20 protein-coding genes and 1 riboswitch are annotated in these 20,067 nt (G+C 41.2%); of the genes, 1 reads left to right on the top strand and 19 read right to left on the bottom strand.

Annotation, left to right across the window (positions count from 1 at the left end; all coding sequences use genetic code 11):
* Positions 1 to 54: 54 nt before the first annotated feature.
* The 8 genes from glgA to ABE28_RS12040 form a co-directional block, all read right to left on the bottom strand.
* Complete coding sequence (glgA, locus tag ABE28_RS12005) at positions 55 to 1,494, bottom strand: glycogen synthase GlgA (protein WP_064464978.1); 1,440 nt, start codon at positions 1,492 to 1,494, stop codon at positions 55 to 57.
* A gap of 17 nt (positions 1,495 to 1,511) precedes the next feature.
* Positions 1,512 to 2,618 (bottom strand): glucose-1-phosphate adenylyltransferase subunit GlgD, encoded by a 1,107-nt coding sequence (gene glgD, locus ABE28_RS12010; protein WP_064464976.1) that lies wholly within the window; start codon positions 2,616 to 2,618, stop codon positions 1,512 to 1,514.
* 17 nt (positions 2,619 to 2,635) lie between these two features.
* Positions 2,636 to 3,802, bottom strand: coding sequence for a glucose-1-phosphate adenylyltransferase (locus ABE28_RS12015; protein ID WP_064464974.1), 1,167 nt, complete (start codon positions 3,800 to 3,802; stop codon positions 2,636 to 2,638).
* Positions 3,802 to 5,742 carry a 1,4-alpha-glucan branching protein GlgB gene (glgB, locus tag ABE28_RS12020; RefSeq protein ID WP_257390565.1) on the bottom strand — a complete coding sequence of 647 codons (1,941 nt, stop codon included), beginning with the start codon at positions 5,740 to 5,742 and terminating at the stop codon, positions 3,802 to 3,804. The genes ABE28_RS12015 and glgB overlap by 1 nt, the downstream gene beginning before the upstream one ends.
* 245 nt (positions 5,743 to 5,987) lie before the next feature.
* Positions 5,988 to 7,001, bottom strand: coding sequence for a glycoside hydrolase family 15 protein (locus ABE28_RS12025; protein WP_064464970.1), 1,014 nt, complete (start codon positions 6,999 to 7,001; stop codon positions 5,988 to 5,990).
* A 405-nt stretch (positions 7,002 to 7,406) separates the two neighbouring features.
* A complete protein-coding gene (locus ABE28_RS12030) occupies positions 7,407 to 7,937 on the bottom strand; it encodes a mismatch-specific DNA-glycosylase (protein WP_064464968.1) in 531 nt (176 codons plus the stop codon).
* Between the two features lie 305 nt (positions 7,938 to 8,242).
* Entirely contained in the window at positions 8,243 to 8,458 is a 216-nt protein-coding gene (locus ABE28_RS12035; RefSeq protein WP_064464966.1) for an LSm family protein, read from the bottom strand.
* Positions 8,459 to 8,471: 13 nt separating this feature from the next.
* A complete protein-coding gene (locus ABE28_RS12040) occupies positions 8,472 to 9,056 on the bottom strand; it encodes a DUF2642 domain-containing protein (protein ID WP_064464964.1) in 585 nt (194 codons plus the stop codon).
* 400 nt (positions 9,057 to 9,456) lie between these two features.
* Here ABE28_RS12040 and ABE28_RS12045 point away from each other — a divergent pair, with 400 nt between their 5' ends.
* Positions 9,457 to 10,602 (top strand): glycosyltransferase, encoded by a 1,146-nt coding sequence (locus ABE28_RS12045; protein ID WP_083232060.1) that lies wholly within the window; start codon positions 9,457 to 9,459, stop codon positions 10,600 to 10,602.
* A gap of 200 nt (positions 10,603 to 10,802) precedes the next feature.
* On the opposite strand, the gene ABE28_RS12050 is transcribed toward ABE28_RS12045, so the two are convergent.
* From ABE28_RS12050 to ssuE, 11 genes are all read right to left on the bottom strand, one after another.
* Complete coding sequence (locus ABE28_RS12050) at positions 10,803 to 11,702, bottom strand: sulfite exporter TauE/SafE family protein (protein WP_064464962.1); 900 nt, start codon at positions 11,700 to 11,702, stop codon at positions 10,803 to 10,805.
* A gap of 155 nt (positions 11,703 to 11,857) precedes the next feature.
* Complete coding sequence (locus tag ABE28_RS12055; RefSeq protein WP_064464959.1) at positions 11,858 to 12,472, bottom strand: NAD(P)-binding protein; 615 nt, start codon at positions 12,470 to 12,472, stop codon at positions 11,858 to 11,860.
* Positions 12,453 to 13,214: a sirohydrochlorin chelatase gene (locus ABE28_RS12060; protein WP_064464957.1), complete on the bottom strand. Its 762-nt coding sequence runs from the start codon at positions 13,212 to 13,214 to the stop codon at positions 12,453 to 12,455. Before ABE28_RS12060 ends, ABE28_RS12055 begins: the two co-directional genes overlap by 20 nt.
* On the bottom strand, positions 13,214 to 13,990 hold the full coding sequence (gene cobA / locus ABE28_RS12065; protein WP_064464955.1) for a uroporphyrinogen-III C-methyltransferase: 777 nt from the start codon (positions 13,988 to 13,990) through the stop codon (positions 13,214 to 13,216). The genes ABE28_RS12060 and cobA overlap by 1 nt, the downstream gene beginning before the upstream one ends.
* 19 nt (positions 13,991 to 14,009) lie before the next feature.
* A complete protein-coding gene (locus ABE28_RS12070) occupies positions 14,010 to 14,225 on the bottom strand; it encodes a DUF3906 family protein (RefSeq protein ID WP_064464953.1) in 216 nt (71 codons plus the stop codon).
* 19 nt (positions 14,226 to 14,244) lie between these two features.
* Positions 14,245 to 15,870, bottom strand: coding sequence for a nitrite/sulfite reductase (locus ABE28_RS12075; protein ID WP_064464951.1), 1,626 nt, complete (start codon positions 15,868 to 15,870; stop codon positions 14,245 to 14,247).
* Between the two features lie 17 nt (positions 15,871 to 15,887).
* Positions 15,888 to 16,487, bottom strand: coding sequence for an adenylyl-sulfate kinase (gene cysC / locus ABE28_RS12080; protein WP_064464949.1), 600 nt, complete (start codon positions 16,485 to 16,487; stop codon positions 15,888 to 15,890).
* Between the two features lie 41 nt (positions 16,488 to 16,528).
* Entirely contained in the window at positions 16,529 to 17,677 is a 1,149-nt protein-coding gene (gene sat, locus ABE28_RS12085) for a sulfate adenylyltransferase (protein ID WP_064464947.1), read from the bottom strand.
* 29 nt (positions 17,678 to 17,706) lie between these two features.
* On the bottom strand, positions 17,707 to 18,411 hold the full coding sequence (locus tag ABE28_RS12090; RefSeq protein ID WP_156775945.1) for a phosphoadenylyl-sulfate reductase: 705 nt from the start codon (positions 18,409 to 18,411) through the stop codon (positions 17,707 to 17,709).
* Positions 18,412 to 18,583: 172 nt separating this feature from the next.
* The gene (locus tag ABE28_RS12095; RefSeq protein ID WP_083232061.1) at positions 18,584 to 18,727 is read right to left on the bottom strand and encodes a YezD family protein; all 144 of its coding nucleotides are present in this window, start codon (positions 18,725 to 18,727) and stop codon (positions 18,584 to 18,586) included.
* 152 nt (positions 18,728 to 18,879) lie between these two features.
* Positions 18,880 to 18,989: riboswitch (SAM riboswitch) on the bottom strand.
* A gap of 193 nt (positions 18,990 to 19,182) precedes the next feature.
* Complete coding sequence (ssuE, locus tag ABE28_RS12100) at positions 19,183 to 19,725, bottom strand: NADPH-dependent FMN reductase (protein ID WP_064464944.1); 543 nt, start codon at positions 19,723 to 19,725, stop codon at positions 19,183 to 19,185.
* Positions 19,726 to 20,067 lie beyond the last annotated feature (342 nt).

Genomic DNA, 20,067 nt, shown 5'->3' on the forward strand with positions numbered 1-20,067 from the left:
GAAACAAAACACTTACGAAGATATATTTTCGTAAGTGTTTTGCTTGATTCTTATCTATTTCTTCAGGACGGGAAGCAGGCTCTCATATAACTTTATATAAGCCAGAGATGAAGAAGTCCAACTAAAGTCCAGCTTCATGGCACGTTCGACCAGACTCTTCCATTGCTTCGGCTGGAACTTATACAGCCCCACCGATTGCTCAATGGTATGAAGCATTTCGTGTGCATTATAATTTCTAAAACTGAAGCCATTCCCTTCACCTGTAAATTGATTGTAAGGAATGACGGTATCACGAAGCCCACCTGTTTCCCTAACTAATGGAAGGGTGCCGTACCTTAAAGCCAGAAGCTGCCCAATTCCACACGGCTCGAATTGTGAAGGCATCAGGAATATATCAGATCCTGCATAGATTCGCCTTGCTAAACCCTCATTAAAATATGTATGGACGGAAACTTGGTTCGGATACTGTTCAGCTAATTGACGAAAGGCAGATTCATATTGTTCCTCTCCTGTACCCAAAAGGATGAATTGAATGCCCTGGCTCATCATTTCATGAAAAACGTGGAGAATGAGATCGATTCCCTTTTGATCAACGAGCCTTGTCACCATGGATATTACCGGAATATCTTCCTTTACTGGAAGATTCAATGATTCCTGCAACAGGCGTTTGTTTTCAAGCTTCCCCTCATAGGAATCGAAAGGAACGGCAAGGTATCCATCTGTGCAAGGATTATATTCTTCATAATCGATTCCATTGACTATGCCTTTCAAGTCACTATTTCTTTTTCGTAAAAAACCATCCAAACTTTCTCCATAATAGGGAGTTTGAATTTCTTCTGCATAACTTTGGCTTACCGTTGTGACGACATTGGAGAATGCTAAGCCAGCTTTCAAATAGCTTACATTTCCATGAAACTCAAGACCATCGATATTAAAATATAATTCACTCAAATCCAGTAGTTCTGCTAGAACCGTTTTGGAATAGACCCCTTGGTATCGTAAATTATGTATCGTAAAGACCGTTTTAATATCCTGATAGAATGGATGATTGTGATAATGGGCTTTCAGCAATACACTGACAAGGCCAGTCTGCCAATCATGACAGTGAACGATATCCGGCTTTTCTTCCAAGTATGGCAAAGCCTCTAATATGGCACGGGAAAAAAAGGCGAATCTTTCGCCATCATCAAAAAAGCCATAACTCCCGTGTCTTTTGAAATAATACTCATTATCTAAAAAATAATATGTAATGCCATTAGAGACAAGCTTCTCAATTCCACAAAATTGCTGGCGCCAGCCTACAGGAACTTCAATGCTCGTCATATGCGTCATTTCCTTTTTGAAATGGTAAGGGAGATCCTCATATTTAGGCAGGATGACACTTACATGGACCCCCTGTTTGATTAGCGCTTTCGGGAGCGCACCTATCACGTCTCCGAGCCCTCCCGTTTTTATAAAGGGGGCGCATTCTGAAGCAGCAATTACAATGTTCATTGCCGCACCTCCTCTATTTATATGACTTCCGCTTTTTTGATTACCGCAGGCTGTTCGCTGCCGATGACCGTTTTTTCTTTTGTTATTTTCACTTCTTTGTCCGTTATCGTATTTTCGACGATGGCACCTTCTTCAATTTCCCCTTTTTGCATGATGATGCTATTTCTAACGATTGCACCTTTCTTCACCTTTACCCCGCGGAAAAGAATGCTGTTTTCTACAGTCCCTTCAATATCACAACCATTTGCTATTAAAGAGTTGGTAACACTGGAAGATCTGGAATACTTTGTCGGAGCCTCATGCTTGATTTTTGTATATACATCCCATGTATCTCCGAAAAAGGAACGGATAACGGAAGGTTTGAGAAAATTCATGTTACTGGAATGGAAACTTTCGATAGAATGGATGAATGGCATATCACCGGTAAAATTGTAGCCTTTGACTGTAAAACGATGAAGATTGGCTTTCACTGCATCTTTCAAAAAGTCATATTCCCCACTGGCCACACAGCTTTTAATCAAATTGACCAATAAGGACTTACTGATGACGAAGGTTTCTAAACAAACATGGTCTCCAGGTCTAGGGATGGTATAAAAACTGATGTCCGAGATATCTTCATTAGAATCAACGGAGCAGGTGTGGTAGATTGGCTTCTCAATGACTTCCCCGACATAATCCTTATACACGACGGTTATATCCGCATCATGTTTTTTATGATAAGCAAGCACTTCATTAAAATCCAGTTTACTAACATGGCATCCCGGGGAAATGATGACAGTATCAGCCGCTGCCCGCTCGAAAAAGCTAAGGTGATCATAAAATTGTTTCATATCGCCTGTTACCGTTTCATCCGGATGGATGGGCGGGAGGATGAATAACCCTCCAGAACGTCTATCCAGGTTCCATTCCTTACCTGAACCAAGATGATCCATGACCGATAGATATTTTTCTTTCGGAAAAACGGCTACTTTCGATACATCGGCGTTAATGAAATTCGACATCGTGAAGTCTATCAAACGATAACGGCCACCAAATGGCACAGATGCTACATTACGATGAGCGGTCAGCTCTTTTAAATGTTGTTTTTCATTGATTAAGTTAATAATACCCAACACACTTTCCATAGCATCTTCCCCTTTTCCTAGTTAAGTGTTATCTTCTTTTTATTTGGATTGATAATGGTCTGATTTTCTCCAATTAACGTTATATCGGCTGTAACCGCTGAATTCCCAACGACTGCACCATCTTCAATAATACAATTGCTGGCAATGATGCTTCGTTCGATATGAACGTTTTCACCAATGGTTACGTTGGGCATGATGACTGAATCTTTTATTGTTGAACCATTACCGACCTGAACATTATACGATAGCACCGAATGTTCAATATTACCGTGAATCATGCATCCTTCATTGATTAAGGACTGACTGACCTCAGCATTTGCTGAAATGTATTGCGGCGGGTGATTTGCATTACGGGCAAAAATTTTCCATTGCTGATCATCCAACTGGAAATTCGGTTTTTCCTCCAATAAATCCATATGTGCCTGCCAAAGGCTCTCTACTGTTCCTACATCTTTCCAATAATCATTAAATCTGTAGGCATATAGCTTCTTCCGATCTTCCAGCATCTTAGGAATGATGTTGCTGCCAAAGTCATTGGACGAATCTGCATCTTTTTCATCATTGATCAGATACTGCCTTAGCTTCTTCCAATTGAAAAGGTAGACACCCATTGAAGCGAGGTTACTCTTTGGATATTTTGGTTTTTCATCGAATTGGGTGATCTTATCATCATTATTGGTGTTCATGATCCCAAAACGGCTTGCTTCTTGCCATGGCACTTGTATGACCGCAATGGTTGCCTCTGCATTCTTCTCGACATGATAATCGAGCATCTTACTGTAATCCATCTTGTATATATGGTCACCAGAGAGAATCAGTACGTGCTCAGGATCATAGTTGTCAATATATTGGATATTTTGATAAACGGCGTTTGCCGTCCCTTTATACCATTCTCCGCCCTCCTTGCCTTGATAAGGTGGAAGAACGGATACTCCGCCAACATCCAGATCTAGATCCCACGCTTTCCCGTTCCCTACATAATCATTTAGAATCAATGGCTGATATTGGGTCAGTACCCCAACCGTATCAATACCAGAATGAGTGCAGTTGCTTAATGGAAAATCAATGATTCTATATTTACCGCCAAAGGGAACAGCTGGTTTCGCCAACCCGATGGTCAGCTCACCTAACCTTGAACCCTGGCCTCCTGCCAATAACATTGCTATCCATTTTTTTGCTCCCATTATTCGTTCACTCTCCCCCGTCTTTTTTTTGTTTGCTTCATATAAATAGAAATGCCTAATGGAGGTACAGTTATTTCCATACTGAATGGTTGATTATGATAAGGTTCTTTTTTAACGGCAATGGGTTCCTCGTTCACCTGACCAGAACCTCCGAAAGCTGCGAAATCGCTGTTGAAGACCTCTAAATATTTACCATGAGATGGAACGCCGATCCGGTATTGATGATAAGGCTGCGCAGAAAAATTACAGACCACAATACAATAATCGCCTTTGCGCTTACCTTTTCTCATAAAGGTAATGATACTCTGACTACTATTGTTTGGATCTATCCATTCAAACCCTTCCTGGACATGATCAAGTCTCCATAATGAAGAGGTTTCTCTATAAAAAGCCTGGAGGGTGTGAAAGTAATGGGACAGTTTTTCATGAGATTCATATTCCAATAGCAGCCAATCCAATTGCTCCTCATCTTTCCATTCGATGAATTGGCCGAATTCACCACCCATGAAGAGGAGCTTCTTTCCAGGGTGCGTCATGAAATAACCAAAAAGCAAACGCAAATTCGCAAATTTCTGCCAATAATCACCGGGCATCTTGTTCAATAATGATTTCTTGCCGTGAACCACTTCATCATGTGAAAAGGGCAAGATGAAATTTTCTGAAAAAGCATAGAAAAATGAGAATGTCAAAAGGCTGTGATGGTATGGCCTTTCACCAGTTTCAAGCTTCATGTATCGAAGGATATCGTTTGTCCAGCCCATATTCCATTTATAATTGAAACCCAGTCCGCCCATATCGGTAGGAGAAGTTATAAGTGGGCGATCTGTTGCTTCTTCAGCCATCATTAATGCATGCGGATATTTTTTGAAAACTGTTTCATTCAGTTTTTGCAGAAATTCTATCGCTTCTAGATTTTCCTCACCGCCATTTTGATTCTTCAGTTTGACCGGCAAGGGATTGTCATGGTTTAAATACACCATTGAAGATACCGCATCGACACGGACCCCATCAATATGGTATACGTCCATCCAAAACAATACATTTGAAATAAGGAAGCTGTTGACTTCCGGTTTGCTGAAATCAAAATTATAAGTCCCCCATAAAGGACGATTGGCCCTATTATGGTCAATGGGTTCATAGAGAGGTGTGCCATCGAAACGTGATAATCCATGAGCATCTTTACAAAAATGGGCGGGAACCCAATCAAGAATGACCCCTATGCCACGTTGATGACATTTATTGATCAAATACTTGAAATCTTCCGGTGAACCATAGCGGCTCGTTACAGAATAATAGCCTGTAACCTGATATCCCCAAGACTTATCGAATGGGTGTTCCATGACCGCCATGATTTCTATGTGTGTAAAACTATTATCAATTACATAATCCACTAATTCATCCGCCAACTCACGATATGAATAAAATTCTCCATCTTCTTTTTGCTTCCATGTTCCGGGGTGCACTTCATAAATGGACATGGGCCTATGATAGACGTTTTCCTTTTTCCGATCTGTTATCCACTTCGAATCCTGCCATTCAAAATCATCAAGCCTTTTAACAATCGAGGCTGTATTTGGTCTGACTTCAGAATAAAAGGCATATGGATCGGCTTTAAGGATACGTTTATTTCCAGGTGTATGTATTTCGTATTTGTATAGTTCCCCTTCTTGAAGTCCTGGTACGAACAACACCCAGATGCCTGAACGCTCGATCCGTTTCATTACATGATCGGTTCCTTCCCAATCATTAAAATTGCCGACTACTGAAACTTGCTTGGCATGGGGGGCCCAAACGGCAAATCGCACTCCTTCTTTACCTAGGGATGTAATTATGTGTGCCCCAAGCATTTTATAGCTTTCATAAAGTGTTCCTTCATGAAACAAATATAAGTCGAAATCGCTTGGATAATGCTCTTGTAGCTGATCCAAAATTGTATTCAATAAAACCCCTCCATCAATATGAACTCGATAACATTTCATCCACCCTTCCCCAGTTATTATATATATTCGTTGGAAATAGCATTAATCCTTCAATGGAGGTGAAGATATTGTAATAAATGCCCGTTTTTTTGAAAATTAAAACATTTTATTGAAAAAAATAAGCCATATTATGTAAAAAAACATTATTCCAATAAAAGCTCTTCCTGTTTTATAGGAAGAGCTCTAAGGTACAAAGTATAAATGCTTCATGTCACTTGTTCTGTGCGAATCATGTCGGTTTTCGTTAAGAAAAGATAGGATAATGAAACGGACCATGCCAAAGGGGTATTCTTATTAGGAACATCACTTCCGCCGATATATAACTCTGGAACTTCCCAATTTTCAGGAATGATGCTTTTCGTCTTATCTATATATTCCACCGCCTTGTTCACCATACCAAGCTCCATATAGCATAAGCCCAACCAAGGAAGCCCAAAGCACCATTCCGCTTCGCGACCCTCGTTATAATAAAGATCGTTTTCATATCGAATACAACCGTTTTTTCTCTCAAGGAGCCCAGAAACGTTATTCAGGATTTGAAGAGCGATATCACGGTCGACAAGTCGATAAGGATAAATTAAAGATAAAAGTGCTAGATCCGCCACTTTTGAATAACTTTCCCTAGGAAGCAGAAAACGGAGTGCCTCTTCCCCCTTTTTAATCAGTTCAGCCCTTACGTTGACCAACATCCTTACTGACTGTAAACCGGCAACACATGCACCGATGCTCGAAGCGTGAATTTCGATATTCTCTTCCCACATCCCATTATCTTCCGACTGCCAATATTGCAGGCACTCCAAGTAATGGACCAGCTTCTGAACGATTTGTAAATCACGTTCATCTCGAATTACCTTTTTCCCATGCCTGCATCCTTCGCCGACGCCCCATAAAAAAGCACCGATTGCATCGTTTTGAGCATGCCCCCATTCATCCGGCAGCTCCTTCAGGTCAATCGAATAACGAGCATGGATATATTCAAATAGAAACTGGGGCTTTTGTTCAGTATGAATATCTATCTTCCATTCATAGGTTTGAAATAAGTCGAATAAGGCATGATAGGCTTTTTCATAACGATTGGATGGGTCATTTATAAAAGGCAGAACTGTATATACCACATCCCTGATCCAGACATAATTATAATCGTTGGAAACGCTGGCAGTATATGCACCATTAGGAAGCCGCATGCGATCAAGAACCTCTAGGGCACCATTTACATTCATTAATAGAACACCTCCATAGTTATTTCCTCATTCCCATTGTTGACAGACTACCGTATTCTAAACGTCTGTTCTTCCATTTACATATTCGAAGCGCTTACAATTCAGCCAGTTGTAACGAAGTCTTAGAAGTTCTTTCACCCTAGTTTATGTATTCAATGCCCTTTTTGATAATCAAGCTTTCCTAGTTCAGTAAAAAGCGTCATTTGCCTACTCGTTCCGCATACATCCAAATCGCCCTTCGTTTGTACATCATTTAGATGCGAACAAAAAACCAGTAACGGATTTCCATTACTGGTTATATCGGCCTATCCTTGAAATGTTTAGGTTTCATTGAAAAAAAGCGGCTGTCAAAGAAATCGGTAGTGTCCCCACAAGCAGGCTTTGAAGGACTTGCCACCATCTTATTCAAATCCCCGTTTCATCATTTTCCAGATTTTTAAGCAGGATGGGCAATTCCCTATATATTTCGATGATTTCTTCTATCTTCATTCTCACCAAGCCGCTGGATGAAGGGGCGACGAATTCCATCGAAGCATTGGACTGAGAATTTTCCTGTAAGCCCCAAGGGATATTTCGTGATTGACGATATTCCTGATAAACCCCTTTGCCCACGAAACAGACAAGTTTTGGCTTATACTTTTCAATTTTACTTTTTAATTGCTTTCTTCCGTCGATGTATTCTTCCTTCGTAATATCAGCAGCACCTTTTGTAGGTCTTGAAACGATATTCGTGAATCCGTAACCTAAATCCAGCAAGGTTAGATCCTCATCGGGATGAAATTTCCTTGGTGTCAAACCAGACTCGTAGAGGATTTTCCAAAAACGATTGGTAGGATTCGCATAATGATGGCCCGTTTCCCCTGAACGGATGCTTGGGTTGAAGCCAACAAACAAAATATCCAGATTCTTTCTTAAATGATCAGCTATTCCTTCCATTTCTTAAAACTCCTTTTCAGGTTCCTTATCTATCCATTGTACAAAACGAAATAATAATTACCTACCAATACACCCTTTCTACAAGAACATATCTGCAAAATGTCCATTTCATCTTTGATCGATGCAGATATGGCAAGTTTATGTATCCAGTCATTCTGTCACAAGAAAAATCACACATAAGTATTTTCCTATGTGTGATTAAGATATTTACATAATTTGTCAAGATCCTTTTGAAAGCCGAAGCAGCTGTACTTAATCGGTGAAAAGAAACAGCCACCTTATCGATGGCTGCTTCTTCATATTACTTATTGTGCGTTATCTACACGAACGTAGTTTATTTGGTTTAATGGGATGGTAATGATATCTGGATCTCCATCATATCCACCGGATGTTTCCGTTAAGCGAACGATTTCATCGGTCACTAAATGTAACACTCCCTCAAATAAATCACTGCTCGTTGCCACTTCGACCGGGTTCCCGATATAATGTCTTAATTCTCTAAAAAAAATACTTGATAACAATGCATTCTCCTCCTTATATAGGCTCTCTTACAGAATTGATGGCACGGAACGGAACGAATACAACAGTCCCAGCTGCTTCACTAATGACGATATAATCAGCTTCAATCGCACTTAAAATTCCCGTCACCGGTGCAAAGTCAGTGGAAACCGTTACGGTTTTTCCTAGTAATCTCAATAAAATCCTTCTTAAATCACTGAACTGGTCTCCTGGAAAATCCGGTGTATCGGGGAAGTCTGGTGTAACTGGCGTATTGTTTCCATTTTCAATTAGCCATTTATAGTAGAGGTATTCGCAATAATTCTTTTTACATTCTTTCTTGCTGCTCATTTTTTTACCACCTTTTTGATTGTCTTTTATACGATCATCTATTCTATTCTCATCTTGCTTGTGTGCACACTTCTTGCTGTCTTCCTTTTTGCAATGCTCCCCCTTTCCCTTCTTTAGTACAGCACTGAATTCGTTATCGATCGCAAGCGTGAATCCCGGTATGGTCCCTATGGAAAATGAATTTTCGGTCTGCAATTTTGTAAAAAACTCACCTAAATTCGATCTTCTTGAATTCCTTGATCCACTTGATTCCTTTGAGGATCTTGACATTTTGCTGCTCCTTTCTATATGGCTTCAAAAGTAGTATATTGACAAAGGATGTTTTCGGCTTGGACTAATCCACCTTTTTTTACTAACTTAATATTTTTTATTAAGGATGTTCAAAACCATGTCCACTTCTTTAAAAAGCGGAATATGATACGGATGAGGTGATAAATGTGACATATAAACGAATGAAGAATAACGGAAATTTCGTATTTCCATCGTGCTCCAAAACATCAGGTTCAACAAAAAGATGCCTGGACTCATTGTCAAGAAAAGATATCTGCTTATCATTCATAAGTTCTCATCCTACTAATCCAGGTTTTTATGCACCTTTAAATAAGGTTAATCGCATTATTGAAAAACGGTTAGGCTCTATCGACACGTTTCACATAAGGGGCACGCTCACATGAAGCCAATGAGAATCATGATGGTGTTGGATACATTGGATGTAAGCGGAACGGAAACTCATGTGCTAAGTCTCGTTAAGGAGCTGCAGGCTAGAGGAGTATATATAGCAGTAGTTACAGGAGACGGAAGTATGATAAGTCGTTTACGGGAGACGGGGTGCGCCATTCATAAGGTTGATTTTCCTGCCACCTTCACGGCGAAGGCAGGAAAGGGCTCAATATTAGTAAACAACCTTGTAGATTTGTTTCAGCAAGAGCAGATAACACTTGTCCATGGTCACCAGATCAATTCAGGCTACATCTCTGCCAAAGCAGCGAAAATCGCCAATATACCGTTCATTTTCACACTGCACGGCACCTACTTTCTTGAAAGCGATATAAAAAGTGTCCTGCAGCTATCAGATGCCGCCATTGCTGTTAGCGACCCCGTTAAAAAATGGCTGCAGCCATTTTTTGCGAAGGAAATCGAAGTGATAGCAAATGGAATCGATACGGCCTTATTTTCCCCTTCACCCTCAATGGAATTAAGAACGAAAATGAATATTCCACTTAACGCCAAAGTCATTGTTTACTGCAGCAGAATAACTCGGCATAAAGGAAAAATCTGCATGCTCTTAATTAAGGCCTGCAGAGATTTAAAATTAAAGGATATTTCCAACCTGCATGTAATCATCGTCGGTAACGGTCGGCAATTAAAGGATATTAAAAGTATGGCAGCAAGTATCCAATCATCATGTAAGGAGGATTTCATCCATTTCACCGGGGAACAAAAGGACGTCAAGGACTATTATGCAGTTGCAGACTATGTGGTGGGCACAGGCAGGGTTGCTTTGGAAGCAATGGCATGCGAAAAACCAGTCATTTCTTGTGGAAACCTTGGATACTTTGGAGAGGTGAACAGAGATAACTTTCAACAAGCGTGGGAGTGCTATTTCGGGGATCACGCTGCAGAGCAGACATGCAGCCAAGCGTTGCTTTATCGCGACCTGCGTAAACTCCTTCGATCGGATATTGGCTGGCAAACAGGACGGGATTTACGGAAATTGGTAGTGAATCAATTCGATAGTAAAAAAAACATACTACCGCTCATTGACGTATATATAAATACGGTCCAAACATTTGAACAGCAGCAGGCCATTAATTAATGGCTCTGCTGCCCATACATACAATCGGATATTTTTTGGGAAGCACAGGGAAATTGGGAGGCTTAAGCTCGTTTTCATGAGTGAGGATTGTGGAAGATGAAAAATCCTGCTCATCCATCAGCGATATGACATGTAACTCAAGTCATTTCTTCCGAAGGATGGGTGAGCAGGATACGTGGAAGTACCTATCACTTCTATCGTTAGGACACACGCTGCCGTTGTTCTAATCGATCGAGTTTTTTTGCTGTGGACATCTTATTGAAGGTATGTAGGATTCCCAAAAACCACAATACCACAATGCCTGTATACATATACAAATGTGCTTCAACTGGCACCCACGTTGTTAAAAGCGTCCGTACGTTTATCAAGATAATGAAGCCTCCGACCAACACGCCCATTAATTGAGCCGGAAGCATACGAACGAGCCAAGCTGCAATCGGTGCAGCAACCACCCCGCCCATGATTAACGCCCCGACCCAAAGCCAATTAACAGCCTCCCAGCCTAACGAAATGATAAAACCTAGGCTTCCAAAGAAAGCGATGGCAAATTCACTTGTATCGACCGTTCCGACTGCTTTTCTTGCAGTCATCCCTTTTTTGGATAACAAAACGGGTGTTGCAATCGGTCCCCATCCACCGCCTCCTGTAGCATCACAAAATCCAGCAAAGAGCCCTAGCGGAATGGATTGCTTAACGGTCAATGGCTTTACGGTGTCATGTTCCTTAGACGGTTTGAAAATAAATAAAAAACGAAACAGAACGTATATCCCAAGCCCAAATAAAAATACGGCAATATACGGTTTCGCTAATTCGGCAGGCAGGTTGCTCAGGAAGCAGGCACCTACAAAGGCACCGATCGAGCCGGGAATGATCAAGCGGTAGACCATATGTTTATCCACATTCCCAAATTTGATATGAGATGCTCCTGACACAGCAGTCGTTACCACCTCCGATAAATGAACGGAAGCCGATGCCACTGCCGGTGCAATTCCAAATGTCAACAATAGGGAAGTTGAACTCACTCCATACCCCATGCCAAGTGAACCATCGATTAATTGAGCTAGTAAGCCGATAAAGGCTAAAACGATTAACTTTTTCATGACCTTCACCTTCTTTATACGAAAATAAACACTGGATAACATAGAACCGCTAGACTGTCGTTGGGCTGATTCCGGACAAAAAGGCACCTGACCAACAAGGCGTTTCTTGTGGTTAGGTGCCTTCAGTTTTTCTGATCGGCCCGTTGATTCATTTTTCATTCAGCTTCTACTGGCAATAGCCTAGCCAAAAAACGATATCTTTCCTTTGTCGAATGCTTATACACATCGGCAATCGAATCTTTCAAAAGCTTGGACTTTTCCTCATGTGTTAACGGACTTTTCTTTATGATCTTCCTTGCTTCAAAAAGGAATTCCAAATATTCCTCATATGATTCATCATAAACTTCTCCTAAATCATTCCTGATTTTTTTCGCAAGTGCCGGGCTTGCTCCATTAGTCGATACACTTATCGCTAGCATGCCTCTGTTCAATGTAGCTGGTAAATGAAAATTTCCAAGTTCATGATTGCTGATTACGTTCACCAATTGACTATGTGAGGCAGTCCTATACACCCGTTCATTCACTTCTTCAGAATTTGTTGCAACGATGATTAAAAATGCCTCTCGATAGTCAGCCTCTTCCACTTCTTTTAATGAAACATGTATCTTCCCTTCCTTTTTCAGCTGCTGGAACCCTTGGCATATCTCAGGACTCACGACTGTCACTTCTGCTCCAGCTTCCAATAAGGGACGAGCTTTAAAGTAACCAATTTGACCACCGCCGATGATGATACACTTTCTATTTTCGATATTAAGCGTAATTGGATACATAAGCTTCCTCCCCATTCAATTCATGTATACGTTCTTTCAATACCCGTTCGATTTTCGGATGGTACCCTAGATAGTTACAGAGGATGATTTTTCGTCCGTTTGAATCCCCGACTTTTTGTAAACCGTTTTGGATTGATTGCATCAATATTCCCGTAAACAACAGGTAAGGAATGATGAAAACTTTGTTCGCTTGAGATTCGTCAGCCATCTCCAAAGCTTCGACATAACTTGGTTTGGCAGCAGTCAGATAGCATTCTTGCACTTGGCTTTTTGGTAACCTGTTTCGAAGCAAATCAGCTAGCTGGCCTAAATCCCGTTTAACATCCGGATCACTGCTTCCTCTTCCAACCAACAAAATTAAAGAATCCTCGGTAACCTTTTCATTCGTTTCTTCCAATCGTTCCATTAAAATATCGACCATTTCATCACTTACACCAATTGGCCTGCCATATTTCAAGGTTACGGCTGGATATTGCCGTTTCATTTTGTCCAATATGATCGGGATATCATGTTTCGCGTGCGCCGCAGTCAGCAATAAGAGCGGAATGGCAACGATACTCGTCGCACCTTGCCGTATGCATCGTTCGTAGGCTTCTTCAATCGACGGTGCTTCCAATTCCAAAAAACAATATTCCTGAATTTCATTTGATTGAGATTTCATGCAAACTTTTATAAAATCAATGGCCTGGGCTGAAGCTTCTTTAACGCGACTACCATGACATATGTATAAGATGGCCTCCATCAATAGGCCTCATTCGCCAGCATATTTTCCGTTTGCTTTGTTTCAAACCACTTGATTTTTTCGCGTAAATTGACGACATCGCCCACTACGATCATACATGGATTGGAAACTTGTTCAGTGTGAGCCGTTTCCACCACTTTAGACAATGTACTGACAAAGGTCCTTTGATTCAATAGAGTTCCCCAATGAACAAGAGCTACTGGAGTGTCTGGACTCTTCCCATGCTCCAGTAGCTTCCCTTGAATATATGGCAGGTTTTTCACTCCCATGTATATCGCTAAAGTATCAATGCCTTTCGCTAGGGATTCCCACTTGATATCATCCTCCTCATCCTTTTTGCGATGACCGGTAACGATCGCAAATGTCGAAGCATGATCTCGATGCGTAACGGGAATGCCTGCATAGGCTGTCGCCGCTATCCCAGCCGTAATACCGGGAACAATTTCAAAGCTCACACCACTTTTGGCAAGGGCTTCTGCTTCTTCTCCGCCCCTTCCAAAGACAAAAGGATCGCCGCCTTTCAAGCGGGTGACGACTTTTCCTTTTTTTGCATATTTAACCAAAAACCGATTGATCGTTTCTTGCTGCAATAAATGATAGTCCGGCAGCTTTCCGCAATTGATCAATTCCACCCCGGGTTTTGCATGATTCAACAGCTCTTTATTGACAAGTCGATCATATAAAATGACATCAGCTTCCTGGATGCATTTCAATCCTTTTACCGTTATTAAATCTGGATCTCCGGGACCGGCTCCTACTAGATATACTTTCCCCATTTTTGCTACCTGCCTTCCCTTAGAGAATCGTTTCGAACTGTGATAACACGAAACCAGCTCCATTTTTGAGTTTCTTTTTTTCATATAATGAGATATCATCCACGTCCGGCATTTTCAGAAAATGCTTTTCCAGCTCTACATCAACAAGCTGAAAAGCTTTTTCATCAGAATCGGCAACAATGACGACATGGATTGGGTCATCATCGATTGTGACTTCAAAACGGTATAGATTCATAGAGTGCTTACATCTCCCATTAAATGGCCACTTCTGCCAAAATATCGTCAAGCTTGGTTTGCAACTCCACTTTTCCTACCCTTTCCACAAACTCGAGGAAGGTTTCTGCTGCAAGCTTCGCCTGCTTGAAAAATAGAATGAGCTCTTTCAACACATGGTAAAGTTGTTCAGCTTCCACTTTCCCTTTAAGCTTTTCATTGAACTTCCCGCCTTCATTCAATGTACCGCCTACGTAAATTTCAAAAGCTTCGACCATTTTTTTATCCTGGTTTTTCATCTTTATGCCCTGGAGCCCTATTTCGGCAATCGCCCGTTGACCACAGTTATTGGGACAGCCTACCATATGCATCCTAACCGGTACATCAAGAACCAGTTCCCTATCCAGCCTTTCAGAAATGGCTCTCATCCTGTTTTTGGTTTCCACGAGAGCCAGGTTGCAATATTCAATGCCAGTACAAGAAACGGAATAACCTATGAATTTTTTCGGCTGGTACGGAAACCTTTCAAAGATGGATTCCTGCTTCAATTCCTCAAGTTTGGCTTCCGGAACATTTGGAAGGATTAGATTCTGTGAGTTACAGTAACGGATCTCACCATTCCCATAATTCTTTGCCAGCTCGGCAAACTCGATCACTTCTTCCGGAGTTAGGCGTCCAACTGGAATGTTGACACCTACGTAATGGAGTCCTGGTTGTTTTTGTTGATGGACCCCGTAAAAATAACCAGCATTCCAGCCCCGCACTGCACTTTTTCCCTTTTCGGGAAGCGGTCCCGTGTATTCCAGCAGTTTTTCCAGAAATTGTTCAGGACCCCAATCAGCGACAAGGAATTTCAAACGTGAGCGGTGACGTTTTTCACGGTAGCCAAAATCACGGAATATCGTCGTGATTGCCGCTGCAACCTCAACGGTCCTTTCAGGTAAAATAAACAAATCAAGCTCCTCAGCGAGCATCGGGACGGAGGATAATCCTCCACCTACTTTTACATGAAAGCCAGCCTCTGTTTTGCCATCTATTTCCTTGGTTGCAGGATTGAACGATACGCAATTGATTTCAGCATTCGAAGCATTGTGAATATTCGAACTTATTGACATCTTATATTTCCTTGGAAGGTTAGAATAATCTTCATTGAAGCGGAAATATTCAAACGCAGCATAAAGGACTTCACGTGTATCAAAAAGTTCATCACGGTCAATCCCCGCCAGCGCATTCCCGATGATATTTCGGGTAATGTCACCACAAGCACCGGCGGTAGTCAATCCAACCCGATCTAAGCGGGCCAAAATATCCGGGATTTGCTCTATCGTCAGCCAATGAAATTGGATTGCTTGACGAGTGGTGATATCATATACTCCGCGGCCGTAATCTTTAGCGATGTTCGCTAGTGCGATTTGTTGATCATAAGTCACGATACCACCGGGTATGACGACACGCATCATCCAGTAACCCGCTTCTTTGGGACGTTGCAAGTAAAGGCCGGCCCATTTGAACATATCCCATTCCTCTTTAGGAATCGATTCAAATCCATTAGCAGCATAATGGGCAATATCGTCAAAAATGGCGAGCCCGTCTTTTTCCAATTTCCTTATTTCGGTTTTATTTTTAGCGATCAAAGGATTCTCCGACCAAAGTTTCTCGTATACCATTGATTTTTCCTCCTTGATCAAATCGCTCTCTTTGCTGTCAAAAAGCTGATTACTTGTTCGACGCACTCTTCTACACTGTACCGGTTGGACTCTAGAATGATTTCCGGCTGTTCAGGCTCTTCGTATGGAGAGTCGATACCCGTAAAGTCTTTGATGATTCCTTTACGTGCCTTGTCGTAGAGACCTTTAGGGTCGCGGACCTCGCACTCCTCGATGGGGCACTTTATGTATACTTCAATGAACTCCCCTTCTGCAAGCAAATCCCGCACAATCTTGCGGTCTGCGCGGAAGGGTGATATGAAGGCGGTCAATACGAACTGCCCGCTATCGACAAAAAGCTTGGAAACTTCGCCTATTCGCCTAATATTCTCCGTTCGATCTTCTTCTGAAAATCCTAAATCTTTATTTAATCCATGGCGGATATTGTCCCCATCCAACACATAACTGCGTATATTCCGGTTATACAGCTCTTTGGCAACTGCATTTGCAATCGTTGATTTCCCTGATCCCGACAGGCCCGTAAACCATAGGACCGTGCTCTCATGTCCGTTCTGCTTCCGGCGCAGTTCCTTGGTCAATGACGATTCATGCCATGTTACATTTGTGTTTTTACTCATTATGCTCCCCCTCTTACTGCACTTCTTCATATTTTTACCAATCAGTTAAAAACTTCATTCTTTTTTAGCCCTTCGATCAACACCTCAATGACTTCTTTACGGCTAAATGTAGCTGGAGGAATTTCACCATTTCGCAGCATTTCCCTTACCTTCGTTCCGGAAAGGATTACATGATCCTCCTTGTCATGCGGACAAGTTTTGGCTGATGCCATATTACCGCAAGCTTTGCAATAAAAACTATGTTCGAAAAATAACAGGGTAATCCCTAGCTCATCCGCATTAAAATTCCCGAAGATTTTTTGCGCATCATAAGTGCCATAATAATCGCCAACCCCAGCATGATCACGGCCGACAATAAAATGGGTACAGCCATAGTTTTTACGTACCATCGCATGGAAAATGGCTTCCCTCGGTCCTGCATATCGCATCGCGGCAGGGAAAACGGCAAGGGAGACCCGATTCTCGGGATAATATTTTTCAAGAAGCACCTTATAGCTCTCCATTCGAACATCAGCCGGAATGTCATCAGATTTAGTGGCACCTACAAGCGGATTCAAGAATAGACCGTCGACGATTTCCAAAGCTGTCTTTTGGATATATTCATGGGCACGGTGGACTGGGTTCCTGGTCTGGAATCCGACAACCGTTTTCCACCCCTTCGCTGCAAAAGCTTCCCTCGTCTCGACAGGATCCAAATAATGAGCATGAAATAGGGAACGTTCAATCCTTTTGACCAATTTTATTTCACCGCCGGCATATACATTTCCACGTTCATATAAATTTTTCACCCCTGGATGCTTCTCGTCATCCGTCTGATAAACCAACGTCGCTTCCAATGTTTTATCTGGAGTGAAGATATCGGAAACAGTAAGGACGCCGTATGTTTCCCCCTCATGCGTAAGCTTTACTTCCTCTCCGATAGTAAGGGTCTTTGCTGACGATTCCGATAATGGCAGTGTAATCGGTATGCTCCAAACATGGCCGCTGCTCAGTCTCATAGTTTTGACAACAGCCTCGTAGTCTCTTTTTGTGAAAAAGCCTTTTATCGGGCTATATGCGCCCGTCCCTATCAACTCAAGGTCACTTAAGGCAATCGCATCAATTTCGACTGAATTTTTTATTTTACCAGTATCATATGTTGGTTCCCAAAGATCGATTAAAGTTCCTCCGTGAGGCAGACTGTTTGTCATGCTAATTTCCCCCTATGTTTTCTATTTATTTAGGATAAATGCAAGCCGCATTCCGTTTTTTGAGCGCCTTGCCAGCGTCCTGAGCGTAAATCATCCGCATTAATGGCAGCTGAAGTGCAGGTCTTACAGCCAATACTCGGATAACCGTTATCATGCAGGATATTATATGGCAGTCCATTTTTATGTGCATACCGCCAAACGTCCTTCCATGTCCAATGGATTAGCGGACAAATCTTAATTGATTGGAACTTATTATCTCTATTGATGTACTCGGTTGCGGCCCTTGTTTCGGATTGCTCGCGTCTCAGCCCAGACAGCCAAGCCGTTGCCGTCGAAAGCACCTCAGTAAGTGGAGTGATTTTACGGATATGACAACACTTATTAGAGTCACTTAGCCATAATTCGTCTCCATATTCCGAAGCTTGTTCCTCCAGCGTCAAAGCAGGTTTCTTCATCTCTATTGAAAGGTCCGGATATTTTTTTTTCACTTGATCGATCAATTGATACGTTTCCTCAAAATGGACATCCGTATCGAGGAAAACGATTTTGGCCGCAGGGTTCACCTTTGCCAGTAAATCCGTAAGCACGATGCCTTCTATCCCAAAGCTACACGCATATATGAGCTTATTCCCGTATTCTTCATTAGCCCATTTCAGTACCTCCAAAGCCCCTTTTGTCTCACTATCTTCAGGAAAGACCGGTAAAGAATCACAATTGAAATTTTCGTATTTAATTAATGCAACCAACCTTATAGCCCCCTCTAAAACTTGCTTGCGTATCAATGGCTGGAGTAACAGGTGATCGGAACCCACTGTATCTTTAATTCTAGGAAAAAGAGACGAATTTAACCAATATTCTCTTTATATTAGTTAAACACGCCTCTAGTTTTTCTAGTCAGCAGCTGTCTTATTTAATTCTAAGCTTTTCATTTCTTTCCATTTGAATGATTTTACCATCTTGGACAACAAGTGTGATGGATCCATACTTCATTGAATGAAGCATTTCTTGAAGTCTTTCAAATATTTCCTCAAGCTGATTCTCTTTATCCAAAATAGTTCCTCCTTTAAGAAAATCGACCACTCATTTAATTTTCTTAAATTTATATAATTCCACTCAACCTTACATTGTTATGGATTATTCAAAATTTTTATAAAAAACAAAAATCTTTCCATAATGGAAAGATTTCAAGGTAAATAACCATTACCTTATCTTCCAAAATGGTGAACCATTTTGTTGGATGTAGCACCTTGCATACATCATGCAGGTTGCTGGACTTCAAAGGGCCAATTCCCTCCGTCGCTCTGGATAAGTTTTATTATTTTAAATATTACCATATATTCAATCCTTGTCAATGGAGTTTTCTTATAAAACAACTTGGATTAATTAAATGGATGAATTGTAATTATTATACACGATATTCATTTTCTATTTTTTTGTCCATGTCCTACATGCTTGCATTTATGGATGATCTGCAATTGAATGAATTAGCTATGCAAGAAACGGAATCAGAGTGACACATTTCTTAATTGAATTGCCTCTACAAATTCCTGAACTTGACCTTGGACGCGATCGACCAGGTTCACATCATGAATCGGGTTTTCTGGAGTTGTTTTATCTATTTCCTTATCAACGAAATAAATGCCTTGCAATGGCTCGCCTTTTAAGATGGAAATTAACGGCTTTAGTGCATAATCAATCGCCAATAAATGCCTGTGGCTCCCCCCGATCATAATCGGAAGCACCGGTTTTCCCTTAAACGCATTTTCCGGCAGCAAATCAATCAATGCTTTCAATACACCCGTGTAGGATGCTTTATATACAGGTGATCCAATGATGATTCCCCTCGCTTTAGAAATCTTTTCTGCAAGCTTTAAAATTTCTTCGCTGTTATAAAGGCCTTGGAACAAATCATCTGCTGAAAATTCGGTAATTGAATAATATGCTGTGGCAAAGCCCTCTTTCTCAACTAATGATTGAATATGTTTCAGTGAAATGTCCGTTCTTGATGGAATTGCAGGACTTCCTGATAATATGACAATTTCGCTCATGTACATTTCCTCCTATTATCTTATTTCCAAACTTGCACTTTCCTTCATGTATTATCTGTTATTTAATTTTATCGTAATAGTCTGAAAAATAGAAGTCAACTTACAACCCTTGGCCAGTTGTTGTTTATTTTCGTTTATTCCAACGAAATCGAACGTACCTATCTATATAAAACCTGAACGAATGGAATAATGCGTTTTTCAGTGCGGATCGTGAAGAGCGATTGCTTCAGTGAAAATCAATTCGACATAATCGTGAAAAAGGTCGTGCCAATAATTTATAGGGTTAAAAAAATATAGACAAACTCTATGAAATGAGTTTGTCTATATTCTGGACTCGATAGT

The sequence above is a fragment of the Peribacillus muralis genome (genome assembly GCF_001645685.2).
In the GTDB taxonomy this organism is placed as follows: domain Bacteria; phylum Bacillota; class Bacilli; order Bacillales; family DSM-1321; genus Peribacillus; species Peribacillus muralis_A.